General features: G+C 35.2%; 20 protein-coding genes and 1 riboswitch. Of the genes, 11 read left to right on the top strand and 9 right to left on the bottom strand.

The features are described 5' to 3' along the window. Positions 1 to 478: 478 nt before the first annotated feature. From JFU20_RS13985 to JFU20_RS14000, 4 genes are all read right to left on the bottom strand, one after another. Complete coding sequence (locus tag JFU20_RS13985; RefSeq protein ID WP_002009906.1) at positions 479 to 835, bottom strand: YxeA family protein; 357 nt, start codon at positions 833 to 835, stop codon at positions 479 to 481. 250 nt (positions 836 to 1,085) lie between these two features. Continuing rightward, a complete protein-coding gene (locus JFU20_RS13990; RefSeq protein WP_002009911.1) occupies positions 1,086 to 1,922 on the bottom strand; it encodes a YitT family protein in 837 nt (278 codons plus the stop codon). Between the two features lie 117 nt (positions 1,923 to 2,039). Continuing rightward, positions 2,040 to 2,369, bottom strand: coding sequence for a PH domain-containing protein (locus tag JFU20_RS13995; RefSeq protein WP_002139893.1), 330 nt, complete (start codon positions 2,367 to 2,369; stop codon positions 2,040 to 2,042). A gap of 160 nt (positions 2,370 to 2,529) precedes the next feature. After that, entirely contained in the window at positions 2,530 to 3,507 is a 978-nt protein-coding gene (locus tag JFU20_RS14000; RefSeq protein ID WP_002009913.1) for a LacI family DNA-binding transcriptional regulator, read from the bottom strand. Between the two features lie 305 nt (positions 3,508 to 3,812). Here JFU20_RS14000 and JFU20_RS14005 point away from each other — a divergent pair, with 305 nt between their 5' ends. Next, on the top strand, positions 3,813 to 3,905 hold the full coding sequence (locus tag JFU20_RS14005) for a DUF3948 family protein (protein ID WP_012260201.1): 93 nt from the start codon (positions 3,813 to 3,815) through the stop codon (positions 3,903 to 3,905). 71 nt (positions 3,906 to 3,976) lie between these two features. Here JFU20_RS14005 and JFU20_RS14010 read toward each other — a convergent pair whose 3' ends face one another. Next, positions 3,977 to 4,582 (bottom strand): lysophospholipid acyltransferase family protein, encoded by a 606-nt coding sequence (locus tag JFU20_RS14010; RefSeq protein ID WP_002091412.1) that lies wholly within the window; start codon positions 4,580 to 4,582, stop codon positions 3,977 to 3,979. A gap of 336 nt (positions 4,583 to 4,918) precedes the next feature. On the opposite strand from JFU20_RS14010, the gene JFU20_RS14015 reads away from it, so the two are divergent. Then, complete coding sequence (locus tag JFU20_RS14015; RefSeq protein WP_002124767.1) at positions 4,919 to 5,014, top strand: DUF3948 family protein; 96 nt, start codon at positions 4,919 to 4,921, stop codon at positions 5,012 to 5,014. Positions 5,015 to 5,083: 69 nt separating this feature from the next. Here JFU20_RS14015 and JFU20_RS14020 read toward each other — a convergent pair whose 3' ends face one another. Both JFU20_RS14020 and JFU20_RS14025 read right to left on the bottom strand, forming a co-directional pair. Continuing rightward, positions 5,084 to 5,224 carry a YrzO family protein gene (locus JFU20_RS14020; RefSeq protein WP_002009916.1) on the bottom strand — a complete coding sequence of 47 codons (141 nt, stop codon included), beginning with the start codon at positions 5,222 to 5,224 and terminating at the stop codon, positions 5,084 to 5,086. Positions 5,225 to 5,245: 21 nt separating this feature from the next. Continuing rightward, on the bottom strand, positions 5,246 to 6,214 hold the full coding sequence (locus JFU20_RS14025; RefSeq protein ID WP_002167140.1) for a DMT family transporter: 969 nt from the start codon (positions 6,212 to 6,214) through the stop codon (positions 5,246 to 5,248). 127 nt (positions 6,215 to 6,341) lie between these two features. Here JFU20_RS14025 and JFU20_RS14030 point away from each other — a divergent pair, with 127 nt between their 5' ends. Together JFU20_RS14030 and JFU20_RS14035 are read left to right on the top strand one after the other, a co-directional pair. Further along, positions 6,342 to 7,208 (top strand): LysR family transcriptional regulator, encoded by an 867-nt coding sequence (locus JFU20_RS14030; RefSeq protein WP_002009919.1) that lies wholly within the window; start codon positions 6,342 to 6,344, stop codon positions 7,206 to 7,208. A 255-nt stretch (positions 7,209 to 7,463) separates the two neighbouring features. Then, positions 7,464 to 7,565 (top strand): DUF3948 family protein, encoded by a 102-nt coding sequence (locus tag JFU20_RS14035; protein ID WP_002167141.1) that lies wholly within the window; start codon positions 7,464 to 7,466, stop codon positions 7,563 to 7,565. Positions 7,566 to 7,630: 65 nt separating this feature from the next. On the opposite strand, the gene JFU20_RS14040 is transcribed toward JFU20_RS14035, so the two are convergent. Continuing rightward, positions 7,631 to 8,578: a substrate-binding domain-containing protein gene (locus JFU20_RS14040; RefSeq protein ID WP_002009921.1), complete on the bottom strand. Its 948-nt coding sequence runs from the start codon at positions 8,576 to 8,578 to the stop codon at positions 7,631 to 7,633. A 131-nt stretch (positions 8,579 to 8,709) separates the two neighbouring features. Here JFU20_RS14040 and modA point away from each other — a divergent pair, with 131 nt between their 5' ends. The 3 genes from modA (at position 8,710) to JFU20_RS14055 (ending at position 11,338) form a co-directional block, all read left to right on the top strand. Beyond that, positions 8,710 to 9,507 carry a molybdate ABC transporter substrate-binding protein gene (gene modA / locus JFU20_RS14045; protein WP_002009922.1) on the top strand — a complete coding sequence of 266 codons (798 nt, stop codon included), beginning with the start codon at positions 8,710 to 8,712 and terminating at the stop codon, positions 9,505 to 9,507. A gap of 5 nt (positions 9,508 to 9,512) precedes the next feature. After that, positions 9,513 to 10,187 (top strand): molybdate ABC transporter permease subunit, encoded by a 675-nt coding sequence (modB, locus tag JFU20_RS14050; protein WP_002009923.1) that lies wholly within the window; start codon positions 9,513 to 9,515, stop codon positions 10,185 to 10,187. A gap of 299 nt (positions 10,188 to 10,486) precedes the next feature. After that, the gene (locus tag JFU20_RS14055) at positions 10,487 to 11,338 is read left to right on the top strand and encodes a GRP family sugar transporter (protein ID WP_002009926.1); all 852 of its coding nucleotides are present in this window, start codon (positions 10,487 to 10,489) and stop codon (positions 11,336 to 11,338) included. Positions 11,339 to 11,405: 67 nt separating this feature from the next. Here JFU20_RS14055 and pnuC read toward each other — a convergent pair whose 3' ends face one another. Then, positions 11,406 to 12,056 (bottom strand): nicotinamide riboside transporter PnuC, encoded by a 651-nt coding sequence (pnuC, locus tag JFU20_RS14060; protein ID WP_002009928.1) that lies wholly within the window; start codon positions 12,054 to 12,056, stop codon positions 11,406 to 11,408. Positions 12,057 to 12,252: 196 nt separating this feature from the next. Here pnuC and proC point away from each other — a divergent pair, with 196 nt between their 5' ends. The 4 genes from proC to JFU20_RS14080 all read left to right on the top strand — a co-directional run bounded on the left by proC (position 12,253) and on the right by JFU20_RS14080 (position 18,072). Beyond that, the gene (gene proC, locus JFU20_RS14065; protein WP_002009930.1) at positions 12,253 to 13,056 is read left to right on the top strand and encodes a pyrroline-5-carboxylate reductase; all 804 of its coding nucleotides are present in this window, start codon (positions 12,253 to 12,255) and stop codon (positions 13,054 to 13,056) included. Position 13,057: 1 nt separating this feature from the next. Beyond that, on the top strand, positions 13,058 to 13,891 hold the full coding sequence (locus JFU20_RS14070; protein ID WP_002009935.1) for an aldo/keto reductase: 834 nt from the start codon (positions 13,058 to 13,060) through the stop codon (positions 13,889 to 13,891). Between the two features lie 154 nt (positions 13,892 to 14,045). Next, positions 14,046 to 14,150, top strand: a riboswitch (SAM riboswitch). A gap of 135 nt (positions 14,151 to 14,285) precedes the next feature. Continuing rightward, complete coding sequence (locus JFU20_RS14075) at positions 14,286 to 15,926, top strand: peptide ABC transporter substrate-binding protein (protein WP_002009939.1); 1,641 nt, start codon at positions 14,286 to 14,288, stop codon at positions 15,924 to 15,926. 505 nt (positions 15,927 to 16,431) lie between these two features. Next, complete coding sequence (locus JFU20_RS14080; RefSeq protein ID WP_201038704.1) at positions 16,432 to 18,072, top strand: peptide ABC transporter substrate-binding protein; 1,641 nt, start codon at positions 16,432 to 16,434, stop codon at positions 18,070 to 18,072. Positions 18,073 to 18,103: the final 31 nt, after the last annotated feature.

Raw genomic sequence — 18,103 nt, forward strand, 5'->3', positions numbered from 1 at the left:
TACGTAAACCTTACAATGTTGTAAGGTTTGAAAAAGAGCCTCATCTAAATAGAGATGAGGGCTATTAAAAATTAGTTGGTTTTTCATTCTTCATTAACATTACAAACAGAAAGTGATACAGTAAGACTTTCTAGTTACACTATATGAAATTTACTATATTTTAACCATCGAATTACATTACAGAAGGCTTACATGTTTGTAAGCTATGTGTAATGTAATTCGATAGTTTCCCTTACCTATATTTCGTACAATAAAGTTAGAAAGTAAGCCAAATAAGAAGAACACTCACATAACCAAATTACATTGCTAGTAGCCGACTCTTCTTATACCTTTCACTCATGCTACTACAATGTACCCCCTTCCCCTTTATATAATAAGAAAAGTCTTAGTCCATATGGACTAAGACTTTTTCACGAACCTAAAATACCCCTACCTAGTATTTTTATTTTCGACAAAAAATAGGCGGGGGTATAATTCGCTATCTCATCGTTAAAAGTTTACTCTTCGCATTAATAGGAATATTTCCAGCTTCAATTTCTTCAATTGCCTCGCCGTAGCGTCCTTTTGCGTACACCTTTAATGCTTCATCTCTCTTTAACATATGCTTAACAGTCTTCTTTATTTTTTGTTCTCTTCCACGTTCATCAAATGCAATAAATTCATATTCATACCATTCATCACCAACATGCTGACCAATCGCATCCACAATTGTATAGTATTCTTTCGTCGTATAAAGCGGATTATATTTATCAATAACTGGTCCAAGTTTCGTAGGTAGTAATACTACTACTATCACTACCATAGCTATTACAGTAGTAATTATTTTTTTCTTCATAATACTGATCTTCCTCCTCTGCAGGATACTTATACATCCATTCTAAAGAGCAGGAATTTAATCTACCATTCAATCCCATTACATTACCCTTACATTTTTGTAAGAATAAAGTGAAACTTTAATCAGTGGGGGTTTACGGGCAGTTGATCTCCCACCTAACTTCTTTGCTCCAGCTGAATTTTGAGGTGGGAGTTCTACTGCCCGTTAATGCGGGATAAAAAAAAGATGAACGAATTTTCTCGTTCACCTTTTAGCTTGCTTTAAAGCCACCGCCAAGTACATCACGCACATCGTGAATGACAACGAAGGCATCTTCATCAACTCTACTAATAACTTGCTTTAACTTAACAAGCTCTTGTTTATTAATAACGATATATAAAACTTCTTTATTTTTACCAGTATATCCGCCGCGTCCTTCTAATACAGTGACACCGCGTGTCATGTTTTTTGTAATAGTTTCACGTATTAAATCCGGTTGATTTGAAATAATCGTAACAGCTGTTTTTGTATCCATACCTTCCACGATGAAATCAATTACTTTCGCTCCGACAAATACGGCTACAAGTGTATACATTGCCTTTTCTTGTCCTATTATAAATACAGAACCCGCAATTACAACGATATCAATAATAAGTACGCCTTTACCAACGCTCCAACCTAAATATTGATTTGCTAGTCGAGCTAAAATTGCCGATCCTCCTGATGTACCTCCAGCTTTGAACATACAGCCTAATCCGATACCTACAAATACACCAGCAAATAAAGCTGCTAGTAACGTATCACTATTTACTTGATATTCGATATGTTCTGTAACATATAAAAACAAAGATGTTTCCACAATACCTATAATTGTGTAAACCATCGTTTTCTTATCAAAAAATTTATAACCTACAGCTAATAAAATTGCATTCAAACCAAAATTCACAATTCCTGGTGACCAATCAAATAAATAGTACGTAACAACCGTTAAACCAATAATTCCACCCTCTGATAAACGGTTTGGAATTGCAAAGTAATTAATACCAATTGCGAATAATAATGAACCAATTGTAATTAGTGTTATTTCCTTTATACGTTGATTAACCATAGTTCATACCTCCCCCCATTTGACATTGTATCACTATCTCCTAGAGGTTTAGAAGTTGTTTTTATTCCGCATTTTCCCTCACAAAGACCAAGATATTATGTTTAAACAAAGGGGTGATTAATTATTCATATTCGCTCTAACTGTACGGACAAAGCGCTCCACATTCCCACTCTGAATATACTTAGCTCTAATGGTTTCACGATTACAAGTACATTCGAAATATGGACGGAAATCTATGTCATCTATATGCAAATATGAATACTCTTCAAATATCGCAGGATAGCACGGAAATTTCCCGTAAAACAGAAGACGTCTAGTAGTGGCAACAAAAATCCCATGTTGATAACATAAAGTAAAGTCATCCTTTTCAAATATCCCTACGACAAACGCTAAAATCTTTTCGTCATCCTCTACATATTTTTTCATACTTAATAAAAGTTCATTCATGCATATCCCTCCAAATTCTATTCATTGTTTTAACACTTGAAAAGAATCCATGGATTATTACAGACCGGTGTAACTCTTTTATAAAGTATGAAACGCGTTTCCTGTCAAAGACATTTCAAAAAATAATCCGTTACGTGATTATACACATAACGGATAAATACTAAACCGTCGAGCGTTCCACAAGTTTATACGGAATTTCCATCTTTTCTTGTTTAGAACTTTCATCACTTACTTGCCTATAAAACATTTCAAAAGCCGTCTTACCTATTCCCTTTAAATTTTGGTCAATGGTTGTCAGTTGTAAAACTTGAGAAATCGGTTGATTATCAAAACCAATAATCGCTAAATCCTCAGGAACTTCAATACCTAATTTTTCAACTTCTGTCATGATCCCAATAGCAACTTCATCTCCTGCCACTATTAATGCTTCAGGAGGATTCTCCATCTCCTTGAATTGATGTGCAACTCTTACACCATCTTCTAACGTAAAGCATTCTGTGAAAATCCGATCTTCCATCACTTCTTCATCTATTAATTGTAGCTGTTGTTTATAAGCATCAAAACGTTTCTTACTACTTGGCCCTAACTTTCTTCCCGTACAATATCCAATCTTCTTATAACCTTTTTCAATAAGGTAACTCATCCCTAATTGAAAGGCATTAAAATGATCTGTATATACACTCGATATGCTTTCAATATCATTATCCTCACAAGCAATAACCGCCCCATACGCTGCATAAGGCTCTATAGTTTCCCACTCATTGGCACGAGAACAAATGATAAGACCGTCTAGTTGCTTTGTTTTCAACATATGTAAACTTTTCATTTCTTCTTTTTTATTGTAGTTCGTTTGACAAAGAAGCACTCGATAGTTGTGAGCTAACGCAACTTCCATCATTCCACCCACCATCGCATCAAAAGACGGATGATTAATATAAGGTAAAATCACGCCAACAATATTCGTCTTCCCTTTTGATAAATGAACAGCATTTGCATTTTGCGAGTAATTCAATTTCTCAACTATTTCTAAAACAACTTTCCTTTTTTCTTCACTTACATATGGATGATCATTTAATACCCTCGAAACAGTCGTAACTGAAACCCCAGCCATCTTTGCAATATCTTTAATATTAGCCATACACTCACCTCTACTTTTAACTTAATGAATCACATGAACATATGTCAAATCTTCTCATCATGACACTTTCATTCGTTTTTCTTACAAAAGTGTAATTTTCCTGTAAGCTAATTCGATAGTGACTCTCCGCAACATTTCATATAATTAAGTCAGAAACAGGGCAACAACCATTTGAAAAGGAGCGGATCTATATGATGAACAAAATGAAAACGAACAATTTCTTAAATACAATGAGCTTGGTATTTTCCGCTCTTATCGATGCAAAAGCTGTTGCTTCTACATTAAACAAGTAAGGAGAATGCATTATGAACAACATCACTTTTAATAAATTAGATTTTTTAGGACTAGCTAGCGGCACGGTTCTTCTTACTGCTTTCATTTACGCTGCTACACTATAACTTTGTGTCCCCTTTCCCCTTTATATAAATAATAATAGAAAAGACGACCGTCTATGCACGATCGTCTTTTCTTATTTTTGATTTGGCTGCAAAACTTCCTTTAGTTCTTCAAACTTTGCATTTAATTCATCTGTCATCATTTTCATAGCCGTTTTTCGGTCTATTTGTTCTTCAGCATCGATTTGAATTGGGTCTCCAAAAACTAATCGCGCTTTTTTTCCTTTTATCAATTCTTTTATACTTGATGGACCAACATAAGCTGCCGGTATTAACGGAACATTAGAACGCATTGCAATCGTAACAGCCCCAGCTTTTAGTGAAACGTCTTCTGATGACCTCGTCCCACTCGGGAAAATCCCTACTACTTTTCCTTCTTTTAATAAACGTGATGGAATTTTTAATGTGCTTGGCCCTGGATTCGCACGGTCTACAGGGAATGCATTTACATTTTTAAAAAACCAATTTTTAAATTTCCCTTCAAACAATTCTTTTTTTGCCATGTAATGAATTTGGGTTGGGTACATTCCTGCCGCTAGCATTAAAACATCCATAAAACTTGTATGTGTACACGCAACAACGTAAGGGCCATCTTCCGGTAATTTCTCTCTCCCTTGTACTTCTACCTTCCCAGCCATTTTAAATATATATTTCAACGAAAATGTAATTGGTTTATACATTTGTTTCGTTCCTTTCTGAATATCCGAAGTATAATCATTTTCTTACAACGATTATAACACTAAGTTTTAGGAGTTGGTAATAAAAATAAGTATTTATTGTTAAATTTCAATTCTTACAAAAGTGTAATTTTCTTGTAAGCTAATTCGATAGTGGCTCCCTCCACTATCTTATACAATTAAGTCAGAAAGTAACAACAACCATTTGAAAAGGAGCGGATCTATATGATGAACAAAATGAAAACGAACAATTTCTTAAATACAATGTGCATAGTATTTTCCGCTCTTATCGATGCAAAAGCTGTTGCTTCTACATTAAACAAGTAAGGAGAATTTATAATGAATAACATGACTTTTAATAAATTAGATTTTTTAGGACTAGCTAGCGGCTCGATTCTTCTTACTGCTTTCATTTACGCTGCTACGCTTATATAACTTTGTGTCCCCTTTCCCCTTTATATAAATAATAATAGAAAAGACGACCGTCTATGCCCGGTCGTCTTTTTAATTTTTTCTTTCCTTCAAGTCTTTTAAAAGCTGTATCAGTTCAGCTTGTTGTTTTATATTTTCACGACCGTTTCGATTAATTGCTGCAAGCTCGCAGGCAACTCCAGCAGCAAAGAAAAACAATAAACTTTCTAACATATAAAATCCTCCAGTTGCCTATTAAACAGCTTGACGCAATTGCTTTTCTTGCAAAATTTGTTTATTTATATTTTCTTCTTTTCTCTGACAAACATTATTACGAATAAGCGCTGCAATAACAAATAATGTTCCTACAATATCAAATGTCGTTATTTTATACCCTTGTATCATCATAATAACTAACGTAGTAATTGGCACAAAGTTAATAAATAAAATACCATTAATGGATGATAAGATTTTCACACCGTAGTTCCAAGCAAGTAGTGCTACGATACCTGGTAATGTCATCATAAATAACAAATCATACTTCACAATAGAAATCGTTTCCATACTTGGAACAGACACATATCCAAGCACTGTAATGACTACAGTTATAATCCCTGTGACAGTTGTACCCAATACACACGTCAAAGTAGAATAGCGTAATGTTGACCAATCGCTACACGTTTGACCACCCATCGTATAAATTACCCATCCTACAACACCAACAAATATAAATGCTAGCGAAAACATGTTATCTTTCAATGTTAAAAAGAAACTCATATCACCTTTCGTAATAACAAATACAGCTCCTACAAATGCGATAATCATGCTCGTTATCATATACTTCTTCGGCTTTATATTTTTATATCCCCATAAAATACAAATTGAAATCATCGGCATAAGCGCCTCCATAATAGAAGCTACCATCACACCTGATTTTCCCATTAACATTTGTCCTAGAAAAATTAATACATTATATACGGTAAACGCCATTGTTCCAAAAAAGACGAGTAACTTTCCTCTTCCTTCTAAGCGAAATGCTTTCTTTCCTTCTTTCATTAGCAATAATACAATCAGTACAATTGCTACCGCACCATAACGAATAAACGAAAAATAAAATGGATCTATGTATTCTAGTGCATGATCAGCAACCGGAAACATCGCTCCCCATGACATACTTGCAATTAAACATGCCAAAGCACCTATTATCATTTGACCTTTTCTCACCACAATCCCCCGCTTCTTTCTATTTGCACAAAGAGAATTGTAAAAGAAAAAATATATCACGTAAAATGATTCAAAATGATGTTAACTATCATTTATAATGATAGTTAACATCAAGGAGGAGCATAAAATGGAATTACGAGACTTACAAATCTTCCAGAGCGTTGCCGACCGCGGTAGTGTAAGCGGCGCAGCAAAGGAATTAAATTACGTACAATCAAATGTAACCGCACGTATTAAACAATTAGAAAACGAGCTGAAAACACCTCTCTTTTACCGTCATAAGCGAGGCATGACTTTAACAGCTGAAGGAAGAAAAATGCTCGTTTACGTTCATAAAATTTTGCAAGATGTTGAAGAGCTAAAACAAGTGTTTTTAGATAGTGAAACACCATCTGGCATATTAAAAATCGGTACAGTCGAAACAGTCAGTACATTGCCTACCATTTTGTCTTCTTACTACAAAAGCTATCCAAATGTCGATTTATCATTACAAGCTGGTCTAACGGAAGAGCTTATTAGAGAAGTACTCGATCACCAATTAGATGGCGCCTTTATATCAGGTCCTATTAAACATCCACTAATTGAACAATACGATGTTAGTACTGAGAAATTAATGCTTGTTACACAAAATAAAGCTTTTCATATAGAAGAATTTACTACGACGCCCCTACTCGTTTTTAATCAAGGATGTGGATACCGTTCCAAGCTTGAACGATGGCTTAAAGATGAAGGTTTGCTACCAAAAAGAATTATGGAATTTAACATATTAGAAACTATATTAAATAGCGTAGCGCTCGGTCTTGGGATTACACTCGTCCCCCAGTCTGCGGTGCAGCACCTTTCTACAGCAGGTAAAGTCCACTGCCATCCAATTCCGGAGAAATACGGCAGTATTTCAACTGTTTTCATACGCCTTAAAGATAGTTACATGACCAATTCGATGCGCAGCTTTTTAAAAACAATTAAAGAGCACCATCATATCAATATGCTTTAAAAGACATTCTTACATGAATGTCTTTTTTTCTTACAAAAGTGTAATCCTCCCGTAAGCTAATTCGATAGTTGCAGGCGGCCATATTTCATATAATTAAGACAGTAAGCAGGGCAATAACAATTCGAAAAGGAGCGGATACGCATGATGAACAAAATGAAATCAAACAAATTTTTCAATACAATGGGCATGGTGCTATCCGCACTTGTCGATGCAAAAGCAGTTGCAACTACATTAAACAAATAAGGAGAGATTATAATGAACAACCTTACTTTCAACAAATCAGACTTTATCGGACTTGCAAGTGGAGCTACTCTTCTTACTGCATTCATTTATGCACTTGCTCAAAGTCTTATTTAACACTTTGTTTCCCCCAACCCCTTTATATATAGAAAAGGCTGCTCGTCTTATAGACAAGCAGCCTTTTAGTTTGTTTCATATATAATTTGGCCTGTTTTGCTTATATCATATCCACCAATTGCTTTTAATTCATTATGAAACTCTTCAGATTGCAAAACCTCTTTTATAACCTCAATAAGTTCCTCATTTTCTTTATTCTTCAGAAGTACTAAATCATACTGTTCTTTCATTATTGGAATAAAGTCTACGTTCACAATTTGGGAAAACTTTTCTGATCCTACCCCAACATCAGCTTTTCCATTCGCGACTTGCGAGGCAACGCCAAGGTGATTCGATTCTTCCCATTCATACCCGTTAATATCTTCTTTACTTAATTTTTGAATTCGCAATTGCTCATCTACTAACACCCTAATACCAGAACCTTTTTCTCGATTTACAAATCGTATAGATGACTGAGCTAAATCAGCCCATGTTTTTATATTTTGTGGGTTCCCTTTTTGCACATAAAATCCAACATTTCTTGCTAATAAATTCATCATAATATATGGTTGTCCAACTAAAATACGTTTTACGTAAGGAACATTATATGTACCCGTTTCACCATCAAATAAGTGTAAACTAACGACGCTTCCTTCTCCTTGGTACATCTTCACTAAACTCGTTAAACTACCTTGATACGCTCTCAATATATTAGAATTTGGCAATCGATTTTCTATATGCTTTGCCAACATATCTAACGTTAGTTCTTGACCACTAATGATGCGTGTATTCGAACTACTAATTTCGTCCTTCTTTACAGGAGTAAATTGTACCTTCCCTGTTTTCATTTGCTTTATATATTGTTCTAAATCAGCTGCATCAATGCGCATTTGTCTACCAACCCTATAAGAAGGAAGTTCTCCTTTTTTAATTAGGTCGTATACAGTTAATTTTGATACTTTTAATTGCTTTGCTACTTCTTCCGTTGTGTAGGAATGATGATCCATAGACGATTCCTCACTTTCTTCCTTCATTGTAACAAAGAAAAGAATATTTCTCCTAGTTTTTAAAAACAACTATATCGTTCAAATTATATTCAATTATAACTAGTTATAATTAGTTATATTTAGTTATAATTAATTTAGTAAACGAAGGGAGATTTTTTATGAACAAATTTACTTTACGATCCATTGGGGTACTTATACTTTCTTTTCTTCTTATATTCAGTGTAGCTTGTTCAAGTGAAGAAAAGTCAGCTGCTAAAGAGGGAGAATCAGTGGAGCTGACTATATCAGCTGCTGCAAGTTTACAAGATGCATTAAAAGAAATTGAAAAGCAATATAAAGAGAAAGAACCAAACATTAAACTTTCTTTTAACTTCGGTGCTTCTGGTGCACTTCAACAACAAATTGAGCAAGGTGCACCTGCTGATTTATTCTTCTCTGCAGCAGAGGATAAATTCCAAACTCTTGTTAAAAAAGGATTTATTAATGAAAAAGAAGGGAAAAACCTTCTTGGAAATGAACTAGTTCTAGTCGTTCCAAAAGATAGTGCTCTTACAAAATTTCAAGATTTAAAGGATGAGAAAATCAAGAAAATCGCACTTGGTACACCCGAATCTGTACCTGCAGGAAAATATGCAAAAGCTTCTCTCACATATGAAAATCTTTGGAATGACGTTCAAAATAAAATCGTATTTACAAAAGATGTTCGCCAAGTGTTAACATATGTAGAAACAGGTAATGTTGATGCTGGTATTGTATATAAAACAGACGCTCTCGTTTCAGACAAGGTAAAAATTGTAGAAGCGGTAGCAGCTAATTCTCATGAGCCAATCCACTATCCTTTAGGTGTTATAAAGGAATCTAAGCATAAGAAAGAGGCGACTTCATTCTATGAGTATTTACAATCAAAAGATGCACAATCTATCTTTAAGAAATATGGATTTACAATCCTGCCATAATCGCTATGAGCTTTGATGCAATTTTGTCACCTGTCTTTCTATCCTTGCGAGTAGCTGCGTGCGCCACAATAATCGTTACGATCTTAGGAACGATTATTGGACGAGCATTAGCGCGCTCCTCGTGGCGATATAAAGTACTACTAGAAACTATTTTCTTATTACCAATGGTGCTTCCACCAACTGTTATCGGCTTTTTTCTAATTATCATTTTTGGAAATAACAGTCCCATTGGAAAGTGGATTGAATCATTATTTCAGCAGTCCATTATGTTTACATCTACTGCTGCTATCATTGCTTCTACAGTCGTTGCATTTCCGCTCATGTACCAATCAGCAAAAACAGGATTTTCTATCGCAAATGTACAAATTGAAGATGGCGCGCGCGATCTTGGTGCAAGTGAATATCAAGTTTTTCTACATGTTACACTCCCGCTTGCATTCCCCGCACTACTTAGCGGTATGATTTTAAGCTTTGTTCGCGCACTCGGTGAATTTGGTGCAACTTTAATGTTTGCAGGAAATATACCTGGCAAAACTCAGACGATTCCAACGGCGATTTATATGGCTATTGATGCGAGTAATATGCAACTAGCTTGGACTCTTGTCATCATAACAATTAGCATGTCATTACTATTTTTATTATGTATTCAAATCATTAACAAGCGAATTACCACTTCCTAAAGCAGTTTTCGACAAAAGCTGCTTTTTTTATTTCCCGAAAAATAAAATGACCTAACTAATGACTGAATTTTATTTCTTATTTAAATATACATTTTATTTGAATTCACTTTCTAAAATAGGTAATTTCCTGTTATTATATGAAAGTGTTTCAAAAAGTGAAGAAATGAAAACGCATTTATATCGTAAGTTCTTCATCCTGTTTTAGCGATCGGTAATCTTCTACTCTATTAGTGGGGCATTACCGATCGTTAGAACGATATGTAATTATATTGGTATAGAAAACCGAAGGGAGTCTTGTAATGGACATTTTATTAGCGCTTCTTCCTGCAATCGCATGGGGAAACATCTTATTAGTAAGCGTAAAAATGGGCGGTGGTGCATATAGCCAAACGGTAGGTATGACAATCGGTGCTCTATTCTTCGCAACAACTATGTATGTATTTACTCAACCAACTTTAACAATGACAGTCTTGATTGTTGGCTTTATTTCAGGTTTATTCTGGGCTTTAGGACAAGTAAACCAATTAAAAACAGTTGAAAAACTAGGTGTTTCAACTACTGTAACTATTTCTACTGGTATGCAACTTGTTGCAACTTCTATCTTTGGAGTTATCGCTTTTCGTGAGTGGACTACTACTACAACGATTGTTCTGGGAACGATTGCAATCCTATTAATCGTAGTTGGTGTAGTATTCACATCACTAGATGATAAAGAAAATGCACAGCCACCAGGACAATTGAAAAAGGGACTTCTTACTTTAATTGTTTCTACTTTCGGCTATCTTGTATATGTAATTATTATTCGTTGGTATAATATCGATGGTTGGTCTGCTATTTTACCACAGGCAGTTGGTATGTTCGTTGGTGCGGTTGTACTGACGTCTAAACATAAACCATTTAACAAATATGCAATTCGTAATGCTGTATCTGGTTTACTTTGGGGAACAGGAAACTTATTCTTACTTCTTTCATTACCACGTGTCGGAGTAGCGACAAGCTTCCCATTATCTCAAACTGGAATCGTTATCTCAACATTCGGTGCGATTGTCTTCTTAGGTGAAAAGAAAACAAAACGGCAATTGATCTTTATTGCTCTAGGTAGTGTTTTAATTATCGGCGGCGCTGTATTGCTTGGTATGACAAAAGCATAAATTCACACTATATTTAACCCCCCTGAAACGTATATGCTTCAGGGGGGTTTTGGATTACAATTATTTTCTAAATATAATTATTTACACGTTCTCGCTCTTTATGGTTTTTCTTCCATTCTAGCAAGCCATCGATACATAAAAATAGATTAATAATAGCTAATACTAACATGACGTATAAGCCCGTTGAAATATAAATCACAATGCTAACTATGTTATACAAAATCCATAAATGCCAATTTTCTAAGATTTTTCGGCTCAGCATAAATTGAGCTACTAATCCTAATACAGCGTTTAAAGCATCTAAATATGGACTTGTCGATTCTAAATAATGGACTTGATAATATCCCCAACCAATCCAAGCAACTAAAATAAAAAGTATATAAATAATCCATCCTTTCAAATCTAAGCGAACTGTCGGTTTTACCTTCTCCTCCCCACTACGCGCAATCCAGTAATACCAACCGTACACATTAAATATAAATTGGAAGGCTGCTAATACTGCCATTGCGTATAAGCCTTGTGTAGTGAAAATATACAGAAATACCGCAACTGTAATCATCCCAAATAAAAAGTTTGATACCTTTTCCCTTGCAAGTAACCAAACATTAATAATCCCCATAACCGATGCGAAAATTTCAATATAACTTGATCGGATATAGAACCCAACTAATATGCAAATAATACTAGAAATGAGTAAAAAAAGTGGACTTCTAACCATATTTATCTCTCCCCAGATATGTAATAAACTCCCTATCAACAGTATAAGAACTAACTCTTATACTTACTATAAATTTTCTCCTGTAAAACTCCCCACTCATCTATTCCACTTACGATAAGCCGTTTCTTTTTACAAAATTCTCTTAAAAATGGTATCGTTTTTTATAACATATTCTCATCAGAAAGGAATAAAGGATATGCCTAATAAACATCGAATTTTATTTATTGGTGCCGGTCGTATGGCAGAAGCTATATTTGCTGGACTACTTACAACAAGTAAAGAATACATCGAAGAAATTATTATTTCCAACCGAAGTAACATAGAAAAACTAACGCAATTACAAACTCAATATGATCTATCGATTACAACAGATTGGAAACAGCATATTAAATCTGTAGATACAATCGTTTTAGCAATGCCGCCTGTCGCACATGAACAGCTATTAGCGGATCTATCCCCTCTTCTAACTAATCAATTTGTCGTGACAGTTGCTGCCGGAATCGGACCATCTTATCTAGAAGAAAGACTTCCCCAAGGGACACCTGTTGCTTGGATTATGCCAAATACAGCTGCTGGAATCGGAAAATCTATCTCCTTATATACGACGGGACATTCTGTAGATGAAACACATCAAGAAACGTTACAACTTCTTTTAAAAGGTATCGGTACCTCACAGTTTTGTACCGAAGAGGAAGTTCACCAACTTACCGCAGTTACTGGTAGTGCACCCGCTTTTCTCTATCACTTTGCTGAAGGTTTAATTGAAGCAACGAAAAGCTATGGTATTGATGAGGAAACAGCAAAACACCTTGTCATTCAAATGATTGCTGGCTCTGCCGCTATGCTCCAGCAAAATCAGGATCCAGCTATGCTCCGCGAACAAGTAACAACACCAGGAGGTTCAACGGCTGAAGGCTTAAAAGTTCTATATGAAAATAATTTTTCAGAAGTCATTCAACAAGCAGTTGAAGCGACCAATAAAAAAGCTAGGGGGAATTAATATGACTTTAACAAGTTTAAACGACTATACAACATTACATAACGGCGTGAAAATGCCTTGGTTCGGCTTGGGTGTTTTTAAAGTTGAAGATGGTACAGAAGTAATTGATTCTGTAAAAGCAGCTATAAAAAATGGATACCGTAGTATCGATACTGCTGCGATATATAAAAACGAAGAAGGCGTTGGACAGGCAATTCAAGAATCTGGTATTCCTCGTGAAGAGTTATTCATCACTTCAAAAGTGTGGAATAGTGATCAAGGTTACGAGTCAACACTACAAGCATTTGAAACTACATTAGAAAAATTAGGTCTAGAATATTTAGATCTATATTTAGTACATTGGCCTGTAAAAGGAAAATACACTGAATCATGGAAAGCTTTAGAGCAGCTTTATAAAGCTGGTCGTGTTCGTGCTATCGGTGTGAGTAATTTCCATATTCACCATTTGCAAGACGTATTTGAAATTGCAGAAATTAAACCAATGGTTAACCAAGTGGAATACCACCCACGTTTAGCACAAGAAGAATTACATGCCTTCTGTAAAGAACATAACATCCAGCTTGAGGCTTGGTCACCATTAATGCAGGGGCAGCTACTTAATCACCCAACATTACAAGAAATCGCTACGAAATATAATAAATCGACTGCACAAGTTATTTTACGTTGGGATCTACAAAATGAAGTTGTAACAATCCCTAAGTCTATTAAAGAACACCGCATTATTGAAAATGCAAACATCTTTGACTTTGAATTAAGCTCGGATGATATGAAAGCAATTCAAGCTTTGAATGAAAATCATCGCGTTGGTCCAGATCCAGATAACTTTAACTTCTAGTAGGGAAACCACTGCCATATGCAGTGGTTTTTTTATTTTTAATAAAACTGAAAATTTAAACTATATTCCATTTGATTGACACTTCATTATCTAAGGTGTAAGATTTTGAATTATCAAAGAAACACAAAAATTAATAAAATTTATTTGTTTACTCATTGTATCAAGAGAGGTGGAGGGACTGGCCCTTTGAAACCTCGGCAGCAGGTTCATTTTGAATACTGTGCCACTTCCTGCAAGCTTTGTGCTTGAAAGATAGAATGAGGGACTTCGTTTATATACGGGTGCATAACTTGTACGTAAAAATCCCTCTTTCTCAATACGAAAAGAGGGGTTTTTTGTTTTTCATTTCCCTCATCATCATCCAATCTTATTAACTATTTAGGAGGAAAATCAAATGAAAAAGAAGTTTGTACCCGGTATTGCATCAGTTGTAGGAGTAAGTATTTTATTATCTGGTTGCGGTAGTTATAAAAACGAAGCGAGCGGAGCAAATGCAAAAGATGAGGCACCTAGTAAGCAAGTTTTAAACTTATCTTCACCTACTGAGATTCGAACAATGGATACGGCTCGTGCTACAGATACTGATTCTGGTCAAGTAATGAGAAACGTATTTGAAGGTTTATACAATCTTGGTGAAGGTAATAAACCTGTTCCTGGCGTTGCGAAATCTCATGAAGTAAGTGCTGATAAAACGAAATACACATTCCATTTACGAGATTCAAAATGGTCGAACGGCACACCTGTAACAGCGAAAGATTTTGTCTTCGCTTGGCAAAGGGCTGTCGATCCAGCAACAGCTTCTGAATATGCTTTTTTATTCCTGGATATTAAAAACGCTAAAAAAATTAATAGCAAAGAACTCCCATCCGATCAACTTGGTATAAAAGCAGTTGATGACCATACGTTTGAAGTAGAATTAGAGCGCCCTGTTCCGTATTTTATTAGCTTAACGGCGTTCCCAACATTTCTACCAATCAACGAGGAATTCTTTAAAGCACAAGGTGATAAGTACGCTTTAGAAGATAACAAAATCTTGTACAACGGAGCTTTTACACTAAGCGATTGGAAGCATGAACAAAGCTTTAAATTTAAGAAAAACCCTACCTATTGGGATAAAGATAATGTCAAACTCGAAGAAATCAATTTCAACGTTGTGAAAGAGAAATCAACAGAAGTAAATTTATTCGAATCCAAACAATTAGACCGTATAAAACTAACATCTGACTTCGTTGATAAATATAAAAAGGATGCTAACTTTAAAGAACGTCCGAACGTAGGGGTACAGTTTTTACGTATGAATCAGCAAAACAAAGTACTTCAAAACGTTTCTGCACGCCAAGCAATCGATCAAACAATTGATCGAAAATCTTTTGTAAATACGTTATTAAATGATGGCTCTACACCAACCTTTAGTCTCGTGCCGAAAAACTTTGCAAAAGGGCCTGATGGAAAAGACTTCCGTACTGCAAACGGCGATTTAACAAAAGTTGATACAACATCTGCACAAGAATTATGGAAGAAAGCAAAAAAAGAACTTGGTTCTGAAAAGATAACATTAGAATTATTAACAAGTGATGGTGACCTTGAGAAGAAAACTGGTGAGTTCCTAAAAGGACAACTAGAAAAGAATTTAGATGGCTTAACGGTAAATATAAAACCGCAACCACGTAAACAACAAGTTTCACTCTTATTAAAAGGTGACTACGAGATTGGAATTGACGGTTGGAGCCCTGACTTTGCTGATCCAATTACATTCCTTGAACTATTTACGACAAATAACCCTTACAATTTAGATCATTACTCTAATAAAGAGTTTGATGACACAATTGAAAAAGTTAAAACTACCTTGGCTGGTGATGAAAAAGCTCGCTGGGAAGCGTTACTAGCATCAGAAAAAATCTTATTTAAGGACTCTGTTATCGCTCCTCTTTACCAAAAAGGAGAATCTTATTTAGAGCGTTCTTATGTGAAAGGCATTGTGCAAGTAGACTTTGCAGGTCAATTAAACTTCAAATGGGCAAAAATTGAAAAATAAAGTGAAACTTTAATCAGCCCTCACCAATCGGGCTTTTACGGGCAGTTGATCCCCCCTAACTTCTTTGCTTTCACTGAATTTTGAGGTGAGGATCTTACTGCCCGTTAATGCGGGATAAAATGCAACTTAGATTATCGTGTTCCCATCCACACCCATTGTTTTTTTAGCAAAATATATTAAAAGCAGATTCCCTAATATGAGGAAATCTGCTTTTTCAATATATTATTCCAAAAAATTAACACTCCACTTTTTATTATTGACATATAGTTCTTTTCAGTGTTAATATTCTAAATAATCAAAGAAACAAAATATTTTACCATCAAAATGTAATGTCTACTAAGTTGAAACATATAACGATAGATTATAGTTCAACATGTATATACATATAGAACACCTGATTACCTATATACACATATTTATAATAGGTTTTCTCTCCTTCTATAGCTACACTTCAAGACATGGACATTATGACGTTACGAACAACACATTTAGGGAGGAAAGAACAATGAAGAAAAAAGTTGTACCTGTTGTTGCATCTGTTTTAGGGGCAAGTCTACTACTAACTGCTTGTGGGGGAAATAAAGATAATGCAGGCGGAGCAAAAGCGAACGATAAAGCACCTGATAAACAAGCGATTAACTTATCATTTGCTTCAGAAATTCCAACAATGGATGTTGCAAAAGCGACGGATGGGGAATCCATGAATGTAATGAGAAATGTTTTTGAAGGTTTGTATGCAATGGGAGAAGATAATAAACCAATCCCTGGTGTCGCTGAGTCAGTTGACATTAGTCCCGATAAAACAAAATATACATTCCATCTTCGTGATTCGAAATGGTCAAACGGTACTCCTGTTACAGCAAAAGATTTTATTTTCGCTTGGCAACGTGCCGTTAACCCTGAAACAGCTGCTGAATATGCATTCTTATTCTTTGATATAAAAAATGCGAAACAAATAAACCAAAAAGAAGTAGCAATCGATCAATTAGGCGTTAAAGCTCTTGACGATAAAACTTTAGAAGTACAACTGGACCGCCCTGTTCCCTACTTCTTAAGCTTAACGACATTTGCAACATTCTTACCAATCAATGAAGAGTATTTAAAATCTCAAGGTGATAAATACGGTTTAGAAACGAATCATTTAATTTACAACGGGGCTTTCACATTAGATAACTGGAAACATGAACAAAGCTTCCAATTGAAGAAGAACCCTAACTATTGGGATGCTAAAACTGTAAAACTAGAAGAAATCAACTTCAATGTCGTTAAAGATAAATCTACAGAAGTTAACTTATATGATTCAGGACAAATTGATCGTGTTGCTTTAACTGCAGAGTTTGTTGATAAGTATAAGAACGATTCCAACTTCAAGGAACGCGCTGAAGTCGGTATCCAATTCTTACGACTACATCAGAAAAATGCAGTATTAAAAAATCAACATGCACGCCTCGCTATTAACGAAGCAATGAATAAAAAAGCGTACGTAGAAACAATTTTAAATAACGGTGCAATCCCAGCAGAAGGAATGGTTCCTGCGAAGTTCGCAAAGAGCCCAGACGGTAATGACTTCCGTAAAGAGAATGGAAATCTAGTCAAAGATGATGTGAAAACAGCAAAAGAAAACTGGAAGAAAGCGAAACAAGAACTTGGTACTGACAAAGTAACAATTGAACTATTAACAAGTGATAATGCTTTAGCTAAAAAGACTGGCGAATATTTAAAAGGTGAACTAGAAAAGAATCTAGATGGATTAACAGTGACTTTAAAACCTCAACCACGTAAACAACAGTTAAAACTACTATTAAGTGGTGATTACGAAATCGGAATCGATGGCTGGGGCCCTGACTTCGCAGATCCTATTACATTCTTAGATCTATTCACAACAGATAGTGCTTATAACTTCGATAAATACTCTAACAAAGAGTACGACGAGCTTATTCGTAAAGTAAAAACTGATTTAGCTGGTGATGAAAAAGGTCGCTGGGAAGCAATGAAGCAAGCTGAAAAAATCTTATTACAAGATGGTGCTGTTGCTCCTTTATACCAACAAGGTCGTTCTTACCTACAACGCGGATTTATTAAAGGACTTGTAACAACTGACTTCGGCGGTGAATTTAACTACAAGTGGACAGAAGTTGTAAAATAATAAACACTAGTAAAAAAGGTATCCCACGAAG

The sequence above is a fragment of the Bacillus sp. TH30 genome, assembly GCF_016650875.1.
Taxonomy (GTDB): domain Bacteria; phylum Bacillota; class Bacilli; order Bacillales; family Bacillaceae_G; genus Bacillus_A; species Bacillus_A mycoides.